This is a genomic window from Staphylococcus microti, from assembly GCF_000934465.1.
In the GTDB taxonomy this organism is placed as follows: domain Bacteria; phylum Bacillota; class Bacilli; order Staphylococcales; family Staphylococcaceae; genus Staphylococcus; species Staphylococcus microti.
Map to the genome: position 1 here is coordinate 1 of NZ_JXWY01000016.1, position 21,099 is coordinate 21,099.

Below are 21,099 nucleotides of genomic sequence, written 5' to 3' on the forward strand. Positions count from 1 at the left end.
GATATAGTCTAAATTTGTACGCTTTCAATCGTTCCATTAGATACACCACCTATCTATTTATGATTATTCGCTTGATTGGGGAAAACTTTGAACATAATGTGTATAGGGTCTTTATCATAATGCCACGCAACTAAAGTGATTAGATATTTCATTATCAATTACTTGTCTACGCTATTTCGTTGCCAAAATAAGAGGATAGTGAAGAAGGTATTATAAATGACTATTTGTATCTAATGCCATTGTAATATTAACGCTTATGTAGAATGAAAATAACACAAGTAAAACAAAAAGGCAATTCGCCATGTATATCGATTTTCAAGTTACCAAAAGTAACCACTATACTGGACGGCATTCATCACCCACCTATAGAGGAGAGCGACTTCTGCCTAAACTAAGTTAAAAATTATCCCCGTTTAGTTGTTTAGAATCAGCTAAAATAGTGTATGATAACTATAAAAGCATGAAAAACATAAAAGGGATGGATGTTTTCAATGACAAAAAGTAAGCGCTTTGATGATATTACTATACAATTATATGACACGCAATACCGAGACGCATTAGCACATTTTGAGTTAAGTGAGCGCCAACGTATTTATTCATCGCTACCGTTAGAAGTGTTGGATGACGCATTAACGGATGAGAATCGTGTGGCGAATGTTGTATTGAATGACGAACAAGAAGTGATTGGCTTTTTCGTGTTGCACAAACATTATCAGCATGAAGGCTATGATACGCCGAAAGAGGTTGTTTATGTGCGTTCGTTATCTGTCAATGAGCGTTTTCAAGGACATGGTTATGGAACGAAAATGATGATGATTTTACCGCAATATGTTCAAGATATTTTTCCAGACTTTAACCATTTGTATTTAGTCGTGGATGCAGAAAATGAAGCGGCGTGGAATGTGTATGAACGTGCGGGCTTTATGCATGCGGCAACAAAAGAAGAAGGTCCGATTGGCAAAGAGCGTTTGTACTATTTAGATTTAGATGCGAAGTACGTTTCGTCACTTAAACTGCAATACAATGACAATTCAAAAGCTGGCACAATTGATGTCGTTGATTTAATGTTGAATGGCACGAAAGTCGGTTTTATCGCACTTGAGCAATTTGCGCAACGTCTCATTATTCGTTCGGTGTATGTGTATGAAGCGTATCAAGCAACAGGCGTCGCACAAAATGCTTTGAGACAACTTGCGACGTATGTACGCAAACAATTTGAAGGTGTGACGGCAATCGAAGTGACGCTTTTCGGACCGAATCATCAGTTGAAACCGCTGTTTGAAAAAAGCAATTTTGTTGAGACGTTAGTGACGGAAGATTATCGTACATTTGAAAAGTATGTCAACTACTAAACAAAAGAAAAATAAAAAGTACTTTGTAAAACATTGCGAAAAGCGTGACAGTCATTTATAATCTATTTTTGTTATAGTTATAAACGTGACACATTATGAGAATGCTGTGTTACTTACACAATATCTGGATAGAATAAATGCGAATCTTTGAAAGGAAGATATGCTGATGAAATTACAAGATTACACACAAGAAATGATGGATGAAAAATCATTTATCGACATGGCTTATACATTGCTTAGCGAACAAAACGAAACAATGAACTTGTACGACATTATCGATTCATTTAAACGCATCGGTCATTACGAAGATGCAGAAATTGAAAATCGTGTCGTTCAATTTTACACAGATTTAAATACAGATGGTCGCTTTTTAAGTGTCGGTGACAACGTATGGGGTCTCCGTGACTGGTATTCAGTAGACGATATTGAAGAAAAGATTGCACCAACAATTCAAAAATTTGATATTTTAGATGAAGATGACGAAGAAGATCAAAACTTAACGTTACTTGGCGAAGATGATTCAGAAGGCGATGTGAATATTCCAAATCGCACGGATGACCAAGAAGAGTTAGATGATCCTGAAGATGAACGTGTTGAAGATGAGATTGAAGAGTCGGATCTCGTTGTAGAAGAAGATGAAGCAGACATCGACGAAACATACGAAGATGACGATGAACTAGAAGACGATGAATTAGAAGAAGCGTAGGACAGCGGTTCTATGCCACGACAAAAAAATTAATAATTCGTTTCGGAAGTTTATTGACTTTTCATGTCAAAGTGATAAAATTTTATTCGGGCTCCTTTAATTAGGACGATTGAATAAACCGATACGTCAGAAGTTGAACGTAATTCACTTCTACTATTGATAGAGCTGTGTGATAGCACAGTAGACGTAACGTTCCCCCTTGCAAATAACCATTGTGAGAGGGAACTTTTTTTATTTTAAGCGTGGTTGAGTCAACCCATTACTTTGGTAGGGCGTAATGCAAGTACTGATAACTGTTGAGGAGGATTTTTACATGACTAAATTTATATTTGTAACGGGTGGCGTCGTATCATCACTCGGTAAAGGGATTACTGCTGCATCACTTGGACGTTTATTAAAAGATAGAGGACTTAAAGTGACGATTCAAAAGTTTGACCCTTATTTGAACGTCGATCCGGGTACAATGAGTCCGTATCAACACGGGGAAGTATTCGTGACAGATGACGGTGCAGAAACAGACTTAGACTTAGGTCACTACGAGCGTTTTATTGATATTAACTTAAACAAATACTCAAACGTAACAGCAGGTAAAGTGTATTCACACGTACTACAAAAAGAGCGTCGTGGCGATTATTTAGGTGGAACTGTTCAAGTCATTCCACATATTACAAACGAGATTAAGTCACGCTTATTGCTAGCTGGAGAAAGTACGAATGCAGATGTTGTCATCACTGAAATTGGTGGAACAACAGGGGACATCGAATCTTTACCGTTCATCGAAGCGATTCGTCAAATTCGTAGCGATTTAGGTAGAGAGAATGTTATGTACGTTCACTGTACGTTATTGCCATACATTAAAGCAGCAGGCGAAATGAAAACAAAGCCGACACAACATAGTGTTAAAGAATTACGTGGTTTAGGCATTCAACCAGACCTTATCGTTGTGCGTACAGAATATGAAATGACACAAGATTTGAAAGACAAAATTGCGTTATTCTGTGATATTGATAAGAAGAGTGTTATCGAATGTCGTGACGCAGAGTCATTATATGAAATTCCATTACAATTAAGTCGTCAAGATATGGACGATATCGTTATTGAACGCTTAGGTTTAGAAGTTGAGCGTGACACACAATTAGATGAGTGGAAACATTTATTAGATGTCGTGAACAACTTAGAAGGTAAAGTAACAATCGCATTAGTCGGTAAATACGTAGCGTTACAAGATGCGTATTTATCAGTTGCTGAAGCATTGAAACATGCTGGTTATCAGTTTATGAAAGATATCGAAATTCGTTGGATTGACTCAAGTGAAGTGACTGACGAAAATGCAGCATCATACTTCCACGATGTTGATGGTATTTTAGTGCCAGGTGGTTTCGGTTTCCGTGCGAGTGAAGGTAAAATTTCAGCAATTAAATATGCGCGTGAAAACAAAGTGCCATTCTTCGGTATTTGCTTAGGTATGCAACTTGCGACAGTTGAATATGCACGTCACGTTGTTGGTTTACAAGACGCACATTCAGCAGAGTTAGATCCAAATACACCGTACCCAGTCATTGACTTATTACCGGAACAAAAAGATATTGAAGATCTTGGTGGTACATTGCGTTTAGGTTTATATCCTTGTGACATTAAAACGGGTACATTAGCTGAAAAAATCTACGGTCAAACGTCAATTGAAGAACGTCACCGTCACCGTTATGAATTCAATAATGAGTATCGTGAGCGTTTAGAAGAAGCGGGTATGATCTTCTCAGGTACAAGCCCAGACGGTCGCTTAGTAGAAATGGTTGAGTTAGCAGACCACCCATTCTTTATTGCGTGTCAGTTCCACCCAGAATTTTTATCACGTCCAAATCGTCCACAACCCATCTTCAAAAACTTTATTGAAGCATGTGTGACATTACAAAATAAATAGTCGTTATCATACTGGAAACAATGTTTATATAGCAGTGTTTCCAGTATTTTTGTATAAAAAAGTAATTTTTAAACGATAAAAGTGTAATCGTTTGCAAAAATAGCGTGATTGATATTGACAAACAATTTATCAGTCTTTAAAATCTATATGACTTATTTTTTATAATATAACATCATGATTGGAGGCTTTTTGTACATGTTCAACTTTTTGAAACCACCAAAACCTGCACAACCAGTAGCAGACCAACATGTTGATGAAACGTATAAAAAATTACGTTTTCAAGTGTTTATGGGGATTTTTATTGGTTATGCAGGTTATTATTTATTGCGTAAAAACTTCTCAATCGCTATGCCGTACTTAACGGAGCAAGGTTTTTCGACAACTGGTTTAGGTTTTGCGTTATCAGCAATTTCCATTGCTTACGGTATTAGTAAGTTTGTTATGGGAACGGTAAGTGACCGAAGTAACGCACGTATTTTCTTAGTATTAGGTTTAATTTTGACAGCGATTGTCAATTTATTAATGGGATTTGTTCCAGCATTTACATCAGGCATCACAATTATGTTTATCATGCTATTTTTGAACGGCTGGTTCCAAGGTATGGGTTGGCCGCCTTCAGGTCGTGTTCTCGTACACTGGTTTAGCGTGAGTGAGCGTGGTAGTAAGACCGCAATTTGGAACGTTGCACATAACGTTGGTGGCGGTTTGATGGCACCATTTGCTATTTTCGGTGTCTATTTAATGTCTGTCTTAGGGTTTGACTATATGAAAGGTTACGAAGGGATTTTTATTTTCCCAGCAGTTGTAGCGATTGTCGTAGCTATTATTTCATACTTCCTCATTCGTGATACGCCGCAATCAGTTGGTTTACCACCGATTGAAGTTTATCGCAATGACTACCCAACGAAAGACAAAACAACATTTGAAACAGAATTAACAACAAAAGAAATTTTATTCAAATACGTATTAAACAATAAATGGGTTTGGATTATTGCCATTGCAAATATCTTTGTATACTTCGTTCGTTACGGTGTACTTGACTGGGCACCACTTTACTTAAGTGACGTCAAACATTTTGATGTAAAAGGCTCAAGCTGGGCGTACTTCCTATACGAATGGGCTGGTATTCCAGGTACATTGCTATGTGGTTGGTTATCAGACAAAGTATTCAAAGGGCGTCGTGGACCAGCAGGCTTTATCTTTATGATCGGTGTAACGATTGCCGTTGCGGTTTATTGGTTAAACCCAGCAGGACATCCACTTGTAGATAACCTGGCATTAGTAACAATCGGTTTCTTAATTTATGGTCCGGTTATGTTAATCGGTTTACAAGCGTTAGACTATGTACCGAAAAAAGCAGCCGGTACAGCCGCTGGATTAACTGGATTATTCGGTTATTTAGGTGGTGCTGTGATGGCAAACATCATCATGGGTATCGTTGTAGATAACATGGGATGGGATGCAGGCTTTATCTTATTATTAGTTGTAAGTATCCTTGCAACAATCAGCTTTATCTTTACATGGAATAAACGTGGACAAGAAGTTGTACATTAATTCAATATCGTGTAAGCGTAGCGCGTAAAAATTAACGCATTAAAAAAAGTAACGTATCGTGTGTAAAAAATACATGGATACGTTACTTTTTTGTTTTAGAGGTCTAAGTCTCGAATCATTTCAATCATTTGCGTGTAGATTTCATAATAAATGTAGTTCAATGAAATCATATGGGGAACGACGACTTTATCGTAATCTTCGGTAAAGACGAGTGGACGCGGTGTACATAGATCAATAAAGTGTACGAGATGATCGGGGATGTCAATATCCGTTGGCTTATTTGTAATGACAACGACGTCTAAACCGTCTGCAATCAGTTGTGAGACATCTTCCGCCATCTCTTTCGTATAATGTGCACCGAATAATAAGATGCGGTCAGTAGAATCTAATGCATCAAATGACGATAATGACGCAAGTGCACGACTCGATTTAAACTTTTCTTCACTATGTAGTATATAATCTTCAAAAGCCTTAACATCGCCATAACCTTTTACGTAAATATGGCCTTCACCACCAATCGCTTGAATCAAACTTTGTGCAGCCATTTGTATATCAAGAGATTGTGCATCTAAGCGATTAAAGACACCCGTTAATTGAGTAGTTAGCATTTTTGACACGAAGATTCATCTCCTCAAAATAAATCATTTATGGTTAAAGATATGCGTTTATTCTATAGAAATTATGAATAATTAGCAATGACAAAAAAATGGCTACGCTTACATTTTTAAAATGAGATTTTTTTCACAAAAACGCCTATTTTCAAGTTGATTTCGTATGCATTCACGCCTAGATTTTGCTATACTGTATTTATAAAAATTAGTGCAAAAGCACTCAAGGAGGAACTTACATGCCTTTAGTTTCAATGAAAGAAATGTTAATCGACGCGAAAGAAAATGGCTATGCAGTAGGTCAATACAACTTAAACAACTTAGAATTCACGCAAGCTATTTTACAAGCATCACAAGAAGAAAATGCACCAGTTATTTTAGGTGTTTCTGAAGGTGCTGGTCGTTACATGGGTGGTTTCTACACAGTTGTTAAAATGGTAGAAGGTTTAATGCACGATTACAATATTACAGTACCAGTGGCAATTCACTTAGACCACGGTTCAAGCTTCGAAAAATGTAAAGAAGCAATCGATGCAGGTTTCACATCTGTTATGATCGACGCTTCACATGAACCATACGAAGATAACGTTAAAATTACTAAAAAAGTAGTTGAATACGCACATGAGCGCGGTGTTTCAGTAGAAGCAGAATTAGGTACTGTTGGCGGTCAAGAAGACGACGTAGTTGCTGACGGTGTAATCTATGCAGATCCAATCGAATGTCAAAACTTAGTTAAAGAAACTGGTATTGATACATTAGCACCAGCGTTAGGTTCTGTACACGGACCTTACAAAGGTGAACCAAACTTAGGTTTCAAAGAAATGGAAGAAATTGGTTTATCAACTGGTTTACCATTAGTATTACACGGTGGTACTGGTATCCCAACACATGATATTAAAAAATCAATCTCATTAGGTACAGCTAAAATTAACGTAAACACTGAAAACCAAATCGCTTCAGCGAAACGCGTTCGCGAAGTATTAGCTGCAGACACAGAAGTATACGATCCACGTAAATACTTAGGACCTGCACGCGAAGCAATTAAAGAAACAGTTGTTGGTAAAATCCGCGAGTTTGGTACTTCAAACAAAGCAGACAACTTCAAAGCTTAATTGTTGATGTTAAAAAGTGTAAAATAAAGTTTAAAACATATAAAGGCTGGGAAACCTTATCTTTGGATATTGTTTCCCAGCTTTTGTCGATTTGTGGCTTTTTGTATAAGCGCGTAACTTTGATGTTCAGAAGTAGCTAAATAATATCCATCGTTTAGGATTGCGTAGTGAACAAATTAAACAGTGTTTTTATGCTTTATCGGGCTGTTTGAAATGAGAATGCTTTCCTTACAACACAAGCAAATTAATAATTTAATGAATTAGATAATTTTGTTGTAAATAATACATTTTACAATTTGAAAGTTTTTACATTACAATGTGAATAAATATGGTATTCTAGGGTTATATAAGAGATGGAAAAGGAGTTCTGAAGCATGGCACAAGAAGTAATTAAAATTAGAGGTGGCCAAAAGTTAAAGGGGAAGGTTGAAATCAGTGGTGCCAAAAATAGTTCGGTTGCTATTATACCTGCTGCATTAATGGCTGAATCTCCTGTCACATTAGATGGCTTGCCAGAAATATCTGATGTAAAGACATTAGTTAGTTTACTTGAGGACTTGAACATAAAAACAGATTTAGCAGATGGGACGTTGAATATTGATCCGACACATATTGAAAATGCACCGCTTCCGAACAACAAAGTAGAATCGTTACGTGCGTCATACTATATGATGGGGGCAATGCTCGGGCGCTTTAACAAATGTGTCATCGGTTTACCAGGGGGCTGTCCATTAGGGCCACGACCGATTGATCAACATATTAAAGGATTCAAAGCGTTAGGTGCGAAGATTGATGAGTCGAATCCAACATCTATGAAATTAGAAGCTGAGCGCTTAGTTGGGGCGAATATTTATTTAGATATTGTCAGTGTTGGTGCGACGATCAATATTATGTTAGCTGCGACACGTGCAGAAGGGCAAACAATTATTGAAAATGCAGCGAAAGAACCAGAAGTGGTTGATGTTGCGAACTTCTTAAATAGCATGGGCGCTAAAATTTCAGGTGCTGGTACGAGTACGATTAAAATTACAGGCGTTTCAACTTTATCAGGCAGCAGACATAGCATTATTCCAGATCGTATTGAAGCTGGTACATACATGTGTATTGCGGCGGCAAGTGGCGAAGAAATGATGATTGATAACATTATTCCGGAACATGTTGAGCCGTTAACTGTTAAGTTGAAAGAACTTGGTGTTAAAATTGAAACAGGCGATGATTATATGGTGGTCAAAGCTGCGGCACCATACAAAAATGTAGATATTAAAACACTAGTGTATCCGGGATTTGCGACGGATTTACAACAACCGATTACACCATTACTATTCCTTGCAGACGGACCAAGCTTTGTCACTGAGACAATTTATCCTGAGCGTTTTAAACATGTTGCAGAATTACAAAATATGAATGCAGCTATTACTGCTGATCAAGGGACAGCAACGATTAAGCCGTCACAATTAGTAGGTGCAGAAGTATATGCGAGTGATTTGCGTGCAGGTGCATGTTTAATTATTGCAGGTTTAATTGCAGAAGGTGTCACAACGATTTACAACGTACGCCATATTTACCGTGGCTATTCTAACATTGTGGAAACATTAAAAGGTTTAGGTGCTGATATTTGGACGGAACAGCAAGTCTAATCGTTTAGATGGGTGCCACGACAGTTTATTAAGTGAGGCGATCATCATGGAAGTATGTCCATATATTGAAGAAACATTTAAAATTTTAGGACGCAGTTGGAATGGGCTTATTTTACATTATTTAGAAAAATGTCCGGATAAAAATGCCCATTTTTCAGATATGAAACGTGATTTACAGCCTATTACAAATCGTGCGTTATCTTTAAAGCTTTCTGAGTTAGCAGACGCACAGTTGCTCACGAAGGAAGTTATCTCAGAAAATCCACCTTCCGTTTGCTATCACTTAACGGAAAAAGGGAGTGCGTTAGCAGTAGCGCTCAAACCTTTAGAAGATTGGGCTCATACACATATGGAGCTGAAACGTGAAGCGAACTAAGAAGTTGCATAGAAAATAATTTATCATTTGAGACATTGAAATCTTGTAAAAAGGTTGCAATGTCTCATTTTTGATTTTGGACATAGGCACGAGCAGTTGAAGTTTCATCGTAATTAAAAAAGGTTATAATAAAACTATGATTTATAAAAAGGGGTGTCTATTTATGTTAAACAAGACGAAGCAATACATTAACGGTGCATGGGTGGAAAGTGAAAGTGGCGAGACGATTGACGTCATTAACCCAGCAACCGAAGAAGTATTCGGACAAATCGCAAAAGGTAACAAGGCTGATGTAGACAAAGCGGTTCAAGCAGCGAAAGATGTTTATGTTACGTTCCGACATACGCCTGTTGAAGAACGTCGTGCAATGTTAGGTCGTATTGTAGAAGGCTATAAAGCACGCAAACAAGACCTTATTGATGTTATGACATTAGAGTTAGGCTCACCTGTAACAAAGTCTGATCAAGTACAGTATGAGCGAGGGCTTATGCACTTTCAAGCTGCTTACGATGCATTAGAAACATTTGAGTTTGAGGAACGCCGTGGCGATAACCTCATCGTGAAAGAAGCAATTGGTGTGGCAGGTTTAGTGACACCATGGAACTTCCCGACGAACCAAACATCATTGAAAATAGCTGCGGCATTTGCGGCAGGGTCACCCGTCGTGTTGAAACCGTCAGAGATAACACCATTTGCTGCCATTATTCTAGCAGAAATTTTTGAAGAAGCGGGTGTACCAAAAGGTGTATTCAATCTTGTCAATGGTGATGGCGAAGGTGTAGGCACACCGTTAAGTCAACATCCAGACATCCGCATGGTTTCGTTCACAGGATCTGGTCCGACAGGTTCAAAAATTATGGAACAAGCGAGCAAAGATTTCAAAAAAGTATCATTGGAATTAGGTGGTAAATCGCCGTTTATTATTTTAGATGATGCGGATTTAGATGAAGCCGTTCAAGCTGCTGTAGGTGCTGTTGTTAATAATACCGGACAAGCATGTTCAGCCGGAACGCGTACACTTGTGCCAGAAAGCTTAAAAGATGCCTTTTTAGAAAAAGCTGTTACAGCAATGTCAAACGTGAAAGTAGGAGATCCGCAATTAGCTGAAACAGAAGTTGGACCAATTGTAAGTGAGAAACAATACAAACAAGTTCAAAGTTATATTCAAAAAGGGATTGATGAAGGTGCGACACTTGTACATGGTGGCTTAGGGAAACCAGATGGCTTAACAACTGGTTATTTTGTAAAACCGACGATTTTTGCAGATGTGGATAACAAAATGACGATTGCACAAGAAGAAATCTTCGGTCCAGTAATGTCAGTTATCACATATAAAGACCTTGATGAAGCGATTGAAATTGCGAATGATACTAAATATGGTTTAGCCGGTTATCTCTTTGGTCAAGATCAAGAAACATTGAGAAGACTTGCACGTGAAATTGAAGCAGGCTTAATCGTCGTCAATGAAGCACCGCGTTTACCAGATTTGCCATTTGGTGGTTATAAACAATCTGGTATTGGTCGTGAATGGGGCGACTACGGTATTGATGAATTTTTAGAAGTAAAAGCAATTGCAGGTTTTTATCGTTAGGCGTAACGATATAACACTGCGCTATGGTAAAGGTAGGACAATTTTATCTGGTATAGATAGAAATTTTGTCTTGCCTTTATTATTTTTTATAAAAAATGTACACAAATAAGACACAAAATCCCGTATAATAGAAGTGAGAAAATAATTACAAAATGTCTTATTTGAGTGATTTATGTCAAAGATTTCCAAAATTTTGTTTGCCATATTTCGTAGGCTATTGTATGTTATTTTACATAGTTGAATAAAAATTAAAAATGAAATGAGTGTGTTACATGTCTACAAGGGATACTAGGGAGAGAACTTCACCACAGTATGAATCATTCCATGAGTTATACAAGAACAATACGACGAAAGCCCTGACAGAAAAAGCCAAGGCATTGAAGCTGGTCAACTACAGCAAGTTAAACAAAAAAGAACTTGTTTTAGCGATTATGGAAGCACAAATGGAAAAAGACGGCAACTATTATATGGAAGGTATCTTAGATGATATCCAACCAGACGGATACGGTTTTTTAAGAACGGTTAACTATTCCAAAGGTGAAAAAGATATTTATATTTCTGCTAGCCAAATTCGACGTTTCGAAATTAAGCTTGGCGATAAGGTAACAGGGAAAGTACGTAAACCTAAAGAAAATGAAAAATATTATGGTTTATTACAAGTGGATTTTGTTAATGACCATAATGCCGAAGAAGTAAAGAAACGACCACACTTTCAAGCTTTAACACCCCTTTATCCAGATGAACGTATCAAATTGGAAACAACCCCTCAAAACTATTCAACGCGTGTTATGGATTTAGTAACACCGATTGGTCTCGGGCAACGTGGGTTAATTGTTGCACCACCTAAAGCGGGTAAGACGTCATTATTAAAAGAAATTGCGAATGCGATTGTTACGAACAAGCCGAAAGCCAAACTCTTTATTTTACTTGTCGGCGAGCGACCTGAAGAGGTAACAGACTTAGAGCGTTCTGTTGACGAAGCAGAGGTTGTGCATTCAACATTTGACGAACATCCGAAACACCATGTGAAGGTAGCGGAGTTACTATTAGAACGTGCGAAGCGTCTCGTTGAAATCGGCGAAGATGTCATTATTTTGATGGACTCGATTACACGACTTGCTCGTGCGTATAACCTTGTTGTGCCGCCAAGTGGTAGAACGTTGTCAGGTGGTTTAGATCCGGCATCATTACACGGTCCTAAAGCGTTTTTTGGTGCGGCACGTAATATTGAAGCAGGGGGCAGTTTGACAATTTTAGCGACAGCACTTGTTGATACAGGTTCACGTATGGATGATATGATTTATGAAGAGTTTAAAGGAACAGGTAACATGGAGTTACACTTAGATCGTCGTCTGTCAGAGCGTAGAATCTTCCCAGCGATTGATATTGTGCGCAGTTCTACACGTAAAGAAGAGTTGCTGATTCCGAAAAATGAATTGGACAGTTTATGGCAATTGCGAAATATGTTCTCTAATGCACCAGACTTTACTGAACGTTTCATGCGCAAATTGAAGCGTACGAAGTCTAACGAAGAATTTTTTGAAGAATTACAGAAGAGCGCGATAGAAAGTACGAAAACGGGGCGCCCAATTATTTAATTTAGTTAGAATAAGAAACCGTAGGAACTACGGGGATAGCTTGGTAAATAAGAGATACCACTGATAGTGAAAAAATAAACTATTAAGTACACTCTATTCCCAAGAAGCTCCCACTTCAAGCGTTAAAAACGCTATGTTTAGCAAAGTGGTGAGTAGTTCACAAAATAAATAATCGTGTATAGGGTTGCTTTTTGAATACACACCCTTTATAATAACTAAGTATTGGGTAAAAACTCACAAATAACTCTGTTCCAGATGGTTCAGGGCAAAGGAGCTGAAAAGAATGAAACAAGGAATTCATCCAGAATATCGTAAAGTTATCTTTTTAGATACAACTACTAACTTTAAGTTTTTAAGTGGATCAACAAAGACTACAAGTGAAACAATGGAATGGGAAGACGGTAACGAATATCCAGTAATTCGTTTAGATATTTCTTCTGATTCACATCCATTCTACACAGGACGTCAAAAGTTTGCTGCGGCAGACGGTCGTGTGGAACGTTTCAACAAAAAATTTGGTCTCAAATCAAACAACTAATGAACGTTCAAGCATTCTCATATCACTTGAGGATGCTTTTTTTAATGATTCAATGTACAGCGTGAATATTTAAAATAAAAAGTCGTTCAAATCAAACAATAGAACACCATGTTTTGATAAAAGATAAATTATAATGCGTAAAAAGTTATGATATAATAAAGTGATTTGTTTTAAAAAGGTGGATAGAAGTCATGTATGAAGCGTATCATTCCGGATGGATAGAATGTATTACTGGCAGTATGTTTAGCGGGAAATCAGAAGAACTGATTCGCCGTTTGCGCCGAGGCGTATATGCGAAACAAAAAGTGGTCGTCTTTAAACCAGTCATCGACGATCGATACCATAAAGAGAAGATTGTATCACATAATGGTAATGCAATAGAGGCAATTAATATTGCACGTGCCGAAGAGATAGCACAGTATGACTTAAAAGGCGTGGATATCGTCGGTATTGACGAAATTCAATTTTTTGACCGAGACATTGTAGATGTGGCAACGTCACTCGCGGAGCAAGGCTATCGTGTCATTACGGCGGGGTTAGATATGGATTTTAAAGGCGAGCCGTTTGACCCTGTGCCAGAAATGTTAGCGGTCAGTGAACATATCACGAAGTTACAAGCAGTTTGTGCGGTATGTGGGGCATCATCTAGCCGTACACAACGTTTGATTAATGGCAAGCCAGCAAAAGTGGACGATCCGATTATTTTAGTCGGTGCGAATGAAAGTTATGAACCGAGATGTCGTGCACACCATGTTGTGATGCCAAGTGACAAGCTAGAGGAGGAAAATCAATAATGTTTGATCAACTAGATATTGTAGAGGAAAGGTACGAACAGTTAAACGAATTGTTAAGTGATCCTGATATCGTTAGCGATTCGAATAAATTACGTCAGTATTCTAAAGAACAATCAGATCTTCAAAAAACGGTCGATGTGTATCGTCAATATAAACAAGTGAAAGAAGACAGCGAAGAAATTGAATTGATGATGGCGGAAACAGATGATCAAGACGAGATTGACATGTTAAAACAAGATGCTGATGAATTAAAAGCACGTATTCCAGAGTTGGAAGAACAACTTAAAATCTTACTGATTCCAAAAGACCCGAATGATGAGAAGGACGTTATCGTTGAAATCCGTGCAGCAGCAGGTGGCGATGAAGCAGCAATTTTCGCAGGAGACTTATTCCGCATGTATTCAAAATTTGCAGAGTCTCACAGCTTAAAAACTGAAATCGTAGAAGCGACAGAAAGTGATCATGGCGGTTATAAAGAAATCAGTTTCTCAGTATCTGGACAAGATGCGTACAGTAAATTGAAGTTTGAAAATGGTGCGCACCGTGTACAACGTGTGCCAGAAACTGAATCTGGCGGTCGTATTCATACGTCAACAGCAACGGTTGCGGTCTTACCAGAAGTAGAAGATGTTGAAATCGAGATTCGCAAAGAAGATTTACAAATTGATACGTACCGTTCAAGTGGTGCAGGGGGTCAGCACGTCAATACAACAGACTCTGCCGTACGTATTACCCACTTACCAACGGGTGTCATTGCGACATCATCTGAAAAATCACAAATTCAAAACCGTGAAAAAGCGATGAAAGTTTTAAAAGCGCGTTTATATGATATGAAGTTACAAGAAGAACAACAAAAATATGCGGCACAACGTAAGTCAGCTGTTGGTACGGGGGATCGTTCAGAACGTATCCGTACGTATAACTATCCACAAAGTCGTGTAACAGACCACCGTATCGGTTTAACATTACAAAAGTTAGACCAAATTATGGAAGGTAAGTTGGATGAAGTTATCGATGCGTTAACTATGCACGAACAAACTGAAAAATTGAAAGAGCTTAATAGCGGTGAGTTATAGACAGTGGCTGACAGAGGCTAAAAATCGTGCCACTGAAGCAGGACTTGAAGCAGCAGCCGTCGAATGGTTGCTGCTTGATTTGTTAGACTGGACACGTGTTACGTTGTTATGTGATGGTGACTTGGCGATGCTGGATATGGATGCACAACGCCTAGATCAAGGATTATCACGCTTTTTAGCAGGCGAGCCCGTACAGTATATTACAGGTAAGGCAACATTTTATGGTCGTGATTACGATGTCGACGCACGTGTGTTGATTCCACGCCCTGAGACAGAAGAAGTCGTTGCACAATTTTTACAAGTATGTCCGCAATCGGGTGTTGTTGCAGATATTGGCACAGGATCCGGTATCATCGCATTAACGGTGAAGCAAGAACGTCCTACTTTAGACGTCTGGGCAACTGATATTTCATCAGAAGCACTTGCGGTCGCACGTCATAATGCTAAGCGTCTTGACGTAGCTGTAAATTGGTTACAAGGGGACGTATTGGCACCTTTTATTGAACGTGATATACGCTTAGACGGATTGATTAGTAATCCGCCATATATCGGTACGGAAGAGTTAGATCAAATGGGGAAAGATGTTGTCGCCCATGAACCGCACCTTGCGTTATTTGTAGAACAAGCCGGTTATGCGATTTATGAACGTTTGTTGCAAGACTTGCCAAAAGTGATGAACAATGGTGCACCTGTTGTATTTGAAATCGGTTATCAGCAAGGCGAGACGTTGGCACAAATGGCGAAGCATATGTATCCGCACTTATCTCCACAAGTACTGACAGATATTAACGGACATCCACGTATTTTTTATATGACGTGGAAGGCAATACCATCAGAAAAATAAGGTTATGTCGCAGGCGATTTATGGATTCGTCTGTGCATAACCTTTTGTTTTGCAGTAAAATATAGAATGAGGAGAGGTGTTAAACTTGGTGAAAACAACTGTATGGGATGTACGTGATTACACGTCCAACCTAATAGATTATCCAAATTTATCAGAGATTATAGAGACCTATCAACAAGGTGGTTTGGTTGCATTGCCAACAGAAACAGTGTACGGATTAGGGGCAGATGCGACGAATGAACAAGCGGTTCAACGCATTTATGAAGCAAAAGGGCGCCCATCAGATAACCCGCTAATCGTCCATATTTATGATACAGATCAGTTAGATGATTTTGTGACACATGTATCGGAAACGACTGAAAAATTAATGGAAGCATTTTGGCCTGGGCCGATTACATTTATTTTGCCGCTTAAAGAAGGGTATCTATGTGACAGTGTGACGGGGGGGTTAAACTCCGTTGCCGTTCGTATGCCAAGTCACCCAGTTGCAAGAGCATTGTTGAAAGAAGTTGCATTGCCAATTGCCGCACCGAGTGCCAACTTGAGTGGGCGACCGTCACCAACGACTTTTGAACATGTGTATCACGATTTGAACGGTCGTATTGATGGGATAATTCAATCGACACAAAGTGAAGCTGGTTTAGAAAGTACGGTGTTAGACTGTACATCGTTTCCGTTTAGAATTGCGAGACCCGGCACGATTACGCGCAGTATGTTAAATGATATTTTACCGAATGGCATTGATGAGGCGCAGTTTGATCACAGTGACAAGCCGATTGCACCGGGCATGAAATATAAACATTACGCACCAGAAACGCCATTGAAAATTTTTAACACACTGAATCAATCCATTGATACGGCAGAACATGATTGGTCACGCACTGCATTTCTTTTACCTGAAAGTTTCGTGCATTTTGTACCAAAAGCGGTACATGTGATGGTTCTGAGCAAAACAGATACAGATATTCAAGAAGCGAACCATAACTTATATGCAGCGTTGCACCAGCTGGATCAATTGGCAGAGATTGATTGTGCATACATTTATGGTTATCCGAATAATGATGAAGCGGAGGCGTTGCACAACCGTATGATGAAAGCCGCGAACTATCAATATATTCAGGGGGAATGGTCATGAAAATTATTTTCGTATGTACGGGTAATACATGTCGCAGTCCGATGGCTGAAGGTATTGCGAAAAGCTATTTGCCGCAACATGAGATTGTGTCACGTGGCATTATGGCACAGGCAGGGGCACCGATTGCTACCCATACACGTCATTTATTAGAAACGCACGAACACCCAGTACCTGAAAGTGCCACGCCATTTACGGATGAAGATGCACAGGCAGATTTAATTTTGACGATGACATCTGCGCATGCACAACATATTCGTATGATGTATGGCGAAACAACGCCAGTAGCTACATTGAGTGACTATGTTGGAGAAAAAATGGAAGTATCGGATCCATTTGGTGGCTCTTATGAGGTCTACGAAGCAACTTTTCAACAACTGACACGTTTCGTACAACAATTACAACGAAAACTTGGCACAGAATTAGTATGAGCCATAGAAAAAATGAGTTATAATAGTAAACATACAGCATGTATAGAGTTCTATAAATAGGCTGTATGTTGCACGTCATACATATCTTAAGGAGGTAATGATGATGGAAGACTTCAAACAGTTATTACAAGAACTCAAGTCACAATCATTTTTTGTAGACGGGGAACTGTGTGTCATCGGTTGTTCCACTTCTGAAGTACAAGGGGATCGAATTGGAACAGCAGGCTCATTGAATGTTGCGCAAGCACTTTATGAGGCATTGGCAGAAGTTCAAGCAGAAACAGGCGTATTTTTTGCGTTTCAAGGATGCGAACATATTAATCGTGCGCTAACCATTGAGCGTGAAGCGTTTAATCCATACACGATGGAAATCGTTTCCGTCGTACCTGATACACATGCAGGTGGTTCACTTGCGACATATGCGTACCGTCATATGAAAGATCCTGTTGTTGTTGAATTTATTCGTGCCGACAAAGGGATTGACATTGGGCAAACATTGATTGGTATGCACATGAAGCATGTTGCCGTACCTGTACGCTGCTCGATTAAACAGATAGGTGATGCTGTTGTCACAGTTGCAACGAGCCGTCCGAAAAAGATTGGTGGCGAACGTGCCAAATATCAACTTGATTAGAAAAGAGGGATTGGTCTATGTCATTTATTGCAAAGCAAGATAAGGCTGTTTTTGATGCGATTCAAAAGGAATTCAATCGACAAAATAATAATATTGAGTTAATTGCATCTGAAAACTTTGTGTCTGAAGCGGTTATGGAAGCACAAGGCTCAGTCATGACGAACAAATATGCAGAAGGGTATCCGGGTCGTCGTTACTACGGTGGTTGTGTCTTCGTTGATGAAACGGAAACACTTGCGATTGAACGCGCGAAAAAGCTATTCAACGCTGAACACGTCAACGTACAACCACATTCAGGCTCTCAAGCCAATATGGCGGTATACCTTGTCGCATTAGAACATGGGGATACGGTATTAGGTATGAACTTAAGCCATGGTGGTCATTTAACACATGGTTCACCAGTTAACTTCAGTGGTAAAACGTATAACTTTGTTGAATATGGTGTGACGAAAGATGACGAGCGCATTGATTATGAAGAAGTGCGTAAATTAGCGAAAGAACATAAGCCGAAGTTAATCGTTGCAGGTGCATCAGCATATTCGCGTGAAATTGACTTTAAAAAGTTCAAAGAAATTGCTGATGAAGTCGGTGCGAAACTGATGGTAGATATGGCGCATATCGCTGGTTTAGTTGCGACAGGTTTACACCAAAATCCTGTTGAACATGCAGACTTTGTGACAACGACAACACACAAAACATTGCGTGGACCACGTGGTGGTATGATTTTATGCAAAGCCGAATACCAAAAAGACATTGATAAAACAATCTTCCCGGGTATTCAAGGCGGTCCATTAGAGCATGTAATTGCTGCAAAAGCAGTTGCCTTTGGTGAAGCATTACAACCTGAGTTCAAAGCATACCAAACACAAGTGATTAAAAATGCACAAACACTTGCGAAAACACTTCAAGAGAACGGCTTCCGCATCGTCTCTGGTGGCACAGACAACCATTTAGTCGCTGTAGATGTGAAAGGTTCTGTCGGTATTACTGGTAAAGTCGCTGAAAAAGTCCTCGACGAAGTAGGTATTACATGCAATAAAAATACGATTCCATTCGATGAAGAAAAACCTTTCGTCACAAGTGGTATTCGTCTTGGTACACCGGCTGCAACAACACGTGGCTTTGACGAAAAAGCATTTGAAGAAGTGGCACGTATTATGAGCGACGTTCTGAAAAATCATGAAGACGAAAAAGTGCTTGCTGATGCCAAAGAACGTGTGAAAAAATTGACAGAGCAATTCCCTCTATATAACAAATAACAAACTGGAGGCTTTTCAAAATGGGAAATGTACATGTACTTGATCATCCTTTAATTCAACACAAATTAAGTTACATTCGTGACGTCAACACAGGGACGAAGGCATTTCGTGAACTTGTTGATGAAGTCGGTATGTTAATGGCTTACGAAGTGACTCGTAACTTGGAATTAGAAGATGTAGAAATTGAAACACCAGTAACAAAAGCAACGGTTAAACGCTTATCTGGTAAAAAATTAGCGTTTATTCCAATTTTACGTGCAGGTTTAGGTATGACAACAGGTATTTTAAACCTTGTTCCTGCTGCACGTATCGGGCATGTTGGTTTATACCGTGACCATGAAACTTTAGAAGCAATTGAATATTTTGTGAAGCTACCACAAGATATTGAAGAGCGTGAAATCATCGTTGTAGATCCTATGTTAGCAACAGGGGCATCAGCGATTGAAGCAATTACAGCATTGAAAAAACGCGGTGCGAAACACATCCGTTTCATGTGCTTAATTGCAGCGCCAGAAGGTGTTGAGAAGTTACAAGCAGCACATGAAGATGTGGACATTTTTATCGCGGCATTAGATGAAAAGCTGGATGACAATGCCTATATTATTCCAGGGCTTGGTGACGCTGGAGACCGCTTATTCGGTACGAAATAGTTTCTGCAAGGAGCATCGCGCAAATGAAAAAAATCATGACCATTTTTGGAACTCGGCCAGAAGCCATTAAAATGGCACCACTCGTTTTACAGCTAAAAAAAGATCCGCAGTTGCAACCAATTGTCGTTGTAACTGCGCAGCATCGTGAAATGTTAGATGCTGTTTTAGAAACGTTTGGAATTGAACCGGATTATGATTTAAATATTATGATGCCCGGACAAACGTTGTCTGAAGTGACGTCACGTGTTTTGACAGGTTTAGAACAAGTCATACAAAATGAAGCGCCTGATATGATTTTAGTACATGGCGATACAACAACGACATTTGCGGGTAGTTTGGCTGCTTTTTACAATGAAGTGAGTATCGGTCATGTGGAGGCAGGATTGCGTACGTATAATAAGTACGCGCCGTTTCCTGAAGAAATCAATCGACAAATGACGAGTAATATGGCGGACTTACATTTTGCGCCGACAGCTCAAGCACGGCAAAATCTGTTGAACGAGAACAAGCCGGAACATGCAGTCGTTGTGACGGGCAATACGGCAATTGATGCGATGCGCACAACGATTGATGCACAATATCAGTCGGAAATATTAGCGAAACATCAAGGCAAACGTATTATTTTGTTAACGGCACATCGCCGAGAAAATATCGGTCAACCGATGGCACACATTTTTAAAGCAGCAAGACGTGTCGTGGATGAAGTGGAAGATGTCGTTGTCGTTTATCCAATGCATAAAAACCCAAAAGTGCGCGAGATTGCGTATAAGCATTTAGACAATCAACCACGCGTTGAGTTAATTGAGCCGTTAGGGGTCGTTGATTTTCATAACTTTGCGCACCATGCTTATTTCATCATGACAGATTCGGGTGGTGTTCAAGAAGAAGCGCCTTCGTTAGGTAAGCCGGTACTCGTGTTGCGAGATACGACGGAGAGGCCAGAGGGCGTGGCAGCGGGCACCTTGAAAGTAGTAGGCACAGAAGAAACAGCCGTTTATCACCATATGATGCAACTGTTAACAGATTGCACGTTGTATGAACAAATGCATCGTGCAAAAAATCCATACGGTGATGGGCAAGCATCACAACGCATTTGTGAACACATTAAATATTACTTTGATTTAATAGAAGAAAAACCTTCACCATTTAAAGTGGAATTGTAAATAACTGTAATATGTGGCGAATTTGTGACAAAATTGTGATTGTATGAAAGCCCTTTTCATTGCACAATTGACACGCTTTTGCCCCTATATTATCATGAAAGTTGTATGTGTGGAACGGCTTTC

General features: G+C 39.2%; 20 protein-coding genes and 1 pseudogene. 19 read left to right on the forward strand and 2 right to left on the reverse strand.

The window, feature by feature from the left end; genetic code table 11:
- Nucleotides 1–77: 77 nt before the first annotated feature.
- Nucleotides 78–189 (reverse strand): annotated as a pseudogene (locus TP70_RS12640) (IS200/IS605 family transposase); the annotation flags it as partial.
- A gap of 302 nt (nucleotides 190–491) precedes the next feature.
- On the opposite strand from TP70_RS12640, the gene TP70_RS02660 reads away from it, so the two are divergent.
- The 4 genes from TP70_RS02660 to glpT all read left to right on the forward strand — a co-directional run bounded on the left by TP70_RS02660 (nucleotide 492) and on the right by glpT (nucleotide 5,533).
- Nucleotides 492–1,352: a GNAT family N-acetyltransferase gene (locus tag TP70_RS02660; protein WP_044359131.1), complete on the forward strand. Its 861-nt coding sequence runs from the start codon at nucleotides 492–494 to the stop codon at nucleotides 1,350–1,352.
- A 166-nt stretch (nucleotides 1,353–1,518) separates the two neighbouring features.
- On the forward strand, nucleotides 1,519–2,058 hold the full coding sequence (gene rpoE / locus TP70_RS02665; protein WP_044359132.1) for a DNA-directed RNA polymerase subunit delta: 540 nt from the start codon (nucleotides 1,519–1,521) through the stop codon (nucleotides 2,056–2,058).
- Nucleotides 2,059–2,371: 313 nt separating this feature from the next.
- Entirely contained in the window at nucleotides 2,372–3,979 is a 1,608-nt protein-coding gene (locus TP70_RS02670) for a CTP synthase (protein WP_044359133.1), read from the forward strand.
- Between the two features lie 195 nt (nucleotides 3,980–4,174).
- A complete protein-coding gene (gene glpT, locus TP70_RS02675; protein ID WP_044359134.1) occupies nucleotides 4,175–5,533 on the forward strand; it encodes a glycerol-3-phosphate transporter in 1,359 nt (452 codons plus the stop codon).
- A gap of 95 nt (nucleotides 5,534–5,628) precedes the next feature.
- Here the strand turns inward: glpT and TP70_RS02680 are convergent, their stop codons facing one another.
- Entirely contained in the window at nucleotides 5,629–6,150 is a 522-nt protein-coding gene (locus tag TP70_RS02680; RefSeq protein ID WP_044359135.1) for a DUF2529 family protein, read from the reverse strand.
- Nucleotides 6,151–6,380: 230 nt separating this feature from the next.
- Here TP70_RS02680 and fdaB point away from each other — a divergent pair, with 230 nt between their 5' ends.
- From fdaB to wecB, 15 genes are all read left to right on the forward strand, one after another.
- Nucleotides 6,381–7,253 (forward strand): class IIb fructose-bisphosphate aldolase FdaB, encoded by an 873-nt coding sequence (gene fdaB / locus TP70_RS02685; RefSeq protein ID WP_044359137.1) that lies wholly within the window; start codon nucleotides 6,381–6,383, stop codon nucleotides 7,251–7,253.
- A gap of 374 nt (nucleotides 7,254–7,627) precedes the next feature.
- On the forward strand, nucleotides 7,628–8,890 hold the full coding sequence (locus tag TP70_RS02690) for a UDP-N-acetylglucosamine 1-carboxyvinyltransferase (RefSeq protein WP_044359139.1): 1,263 nt from the start codon (nucleotides 7,628–7,630) through the stop codon (nucleotides 8,888–8,890).
- A 46-nt stretch (nucleotides 8,891–8,936) separates the two neighbouring features.
- Nucleotides 8,937–9,266 (forward strand): winged helix-turn-helix transcriptional regulator, encoded by a 330-nt coding sequence (locus TP70_RS02695; protein ID WP_044359141.1) that lies wholly within the window; start codon nucleotides 8,937–8,939, stop codon nucleotides 9,264–9,266.
- 163 nt (nucleotides 9,267–9,429) lie between these two features.
- Nucleotides 9,430–10,857, forward strand: a complete 1,428-nt coding sequence (locus tag TP70_RS02700; protein WP_044359143.1) for an aldehyde dehydrogenase family protein — start codon at nucleotides 9,430–9,432, stop codon at nucleotides 10,855–10,857.
- A gap of 272 nt (nucleotides 10,858–11,129) precedes the next feature.
- Nucleotides 11,130–12,455, forward strand: a complete 1,326-nt coding sequence (gene rho / locus TP70_RS02705; protein WP_044359145.1) for a transcription termination factor Rho — start codon at nucleotides 11,130–11,132, stop codon at nucleotides 12,453–12,455.
- Between the two features lie 283 nt (nucleotides 12,456–12,738).
- Nucleotides 12,739–12,993: a type B 50S ribosomal protein L31 gene (locus tag TP70_RS02710; RefSeq protein ID WP_044359146.1), complete on the forward strand. Its 255-nt coding sequence runs from the start codon at nucleotides 12,739–12,741 to the stop codon at nucleotides 12,991–12,993.
- A 191-nt stretch (nucleotides 12,994–13,184) separates the two neighbouring features.
- Nucleotides 13,185–13,787 (forward strand): thymidine kinase, encoded by a 603-nt coding sequence (locus TP70_RS02715; RefSeq protein WP_044359148.1) that lies wholly within the window; start codon nucleotides 13,185–13,187, stop codon nucleotides 13,785–13,787.
- A complete protein-coding gene (gene prfA, locus TP70_RS02720; RefSeq protein ID WP_044359149.1) occupies nucleotides 13,787–14,863 on the forward strand; it encodes a peptide chain release factor 1 in 1,077 nt (358 codons plus the stop codon). The genes TP70_RS02715 and prfA overlap by 1 nt, the downstream gene beginning before the upstream one ends.
- Nucleotides 14,853–15,707, forward strand: a complete 855-nt coding sequence (gene prmC, locus TP70_RS02725; RefSeq protein ID WP_044359151.1) for a peptide chain release factor N(5)-glutamine methyltransferase — start codon at nucleotides 14,853–14,855, stop codon at nucleotides 15,705–15,707. Before prfA ends, prmC begins: the two co-directional genes overlap by 11 nt.
- A gap of 85 nt (nucleotides 15,708–15,792) precedes the next feature.
- Nucleotides 15,793–16,842 (forward strand): L-threonylcarbamoyladenylate synthase, encoded by a 1,050-nt coding sequence (locus tag TP70_RS02730; RefSeq protein WP_084207633.1) that lies wholly within the window; start codon nucleotides 15,793–15,795, stop codon nucleotides 16,840–16,842.
- Complete coding sequence (locus TP70_RS02735) at nucleotides 16,839–17,270, forward strand: low molecular weight protein arginine phosphatase (protein WP_044359152.1); 432 nt, start codon at nucleotides 16,839–16,841, stop codon at nucleotides 17,268–17,270. The genes TP70_RS02730 and TP70_RS02735 overlap by 4 nt, the downstream gene beginning before the upstream one ends.
- A gap of 103 nt (nucleotides 17,271–17,373) precedes the next feature.
- A complete protein-coding gene (locus TP70_RS02740) occupies nucleotides 17,374–17,904 on the forward strand; it encodes a TIGR01440 family protein (RefSeq protein WP_044359154.1) in 531 nt (176 codons plus the stop codon).
- Between the two features lie 17 nt (nucleotides 17,905–17,921).
- Nucleotides 17,922–19,163, forward strand: a complete 1,242-nt coding sequence (locus TP70_RS02745; protein WP_044359156.1) for a serine hydroxymethyltransferase — start codon at nucleotides 17,922–17,924, stop codon at nucleotides 19,161–19,163.
- A gap of 20 nt (nucleotides 19,164–19,183) precedes the next feature.
- Nucleotides 19,184–19,813: a uracil phosphoribosyltransferase gene (upp, locus tag TP70_RS02750; RefSeq protein ID WP_044359157.1), complete on the forward strand. Its 630-nt coding sequence runs from the start codon at nucleotides 19,184–19,186 to the stop codon at nucleotides 19,811–19,813.
- A gap of 23 nt (nucleotides 19,814–19,836) precedes the next feature.
- Nucleotides 19,837–20,976, forward strand: a complete 1,140-nt coding sequence (wecB, locus tag TP70_RS02755) for a non-hydrolyzing UDP-N-acetylglucosamine 2-epimerase (protein ID WP_044359159.1) — start codon at nucleotides 19,837–19,839, stop codon at nucleotides 20,974–20,976.
- Nucleotides 20,977–21,099 lie beyond the last annotated feature (123 nt).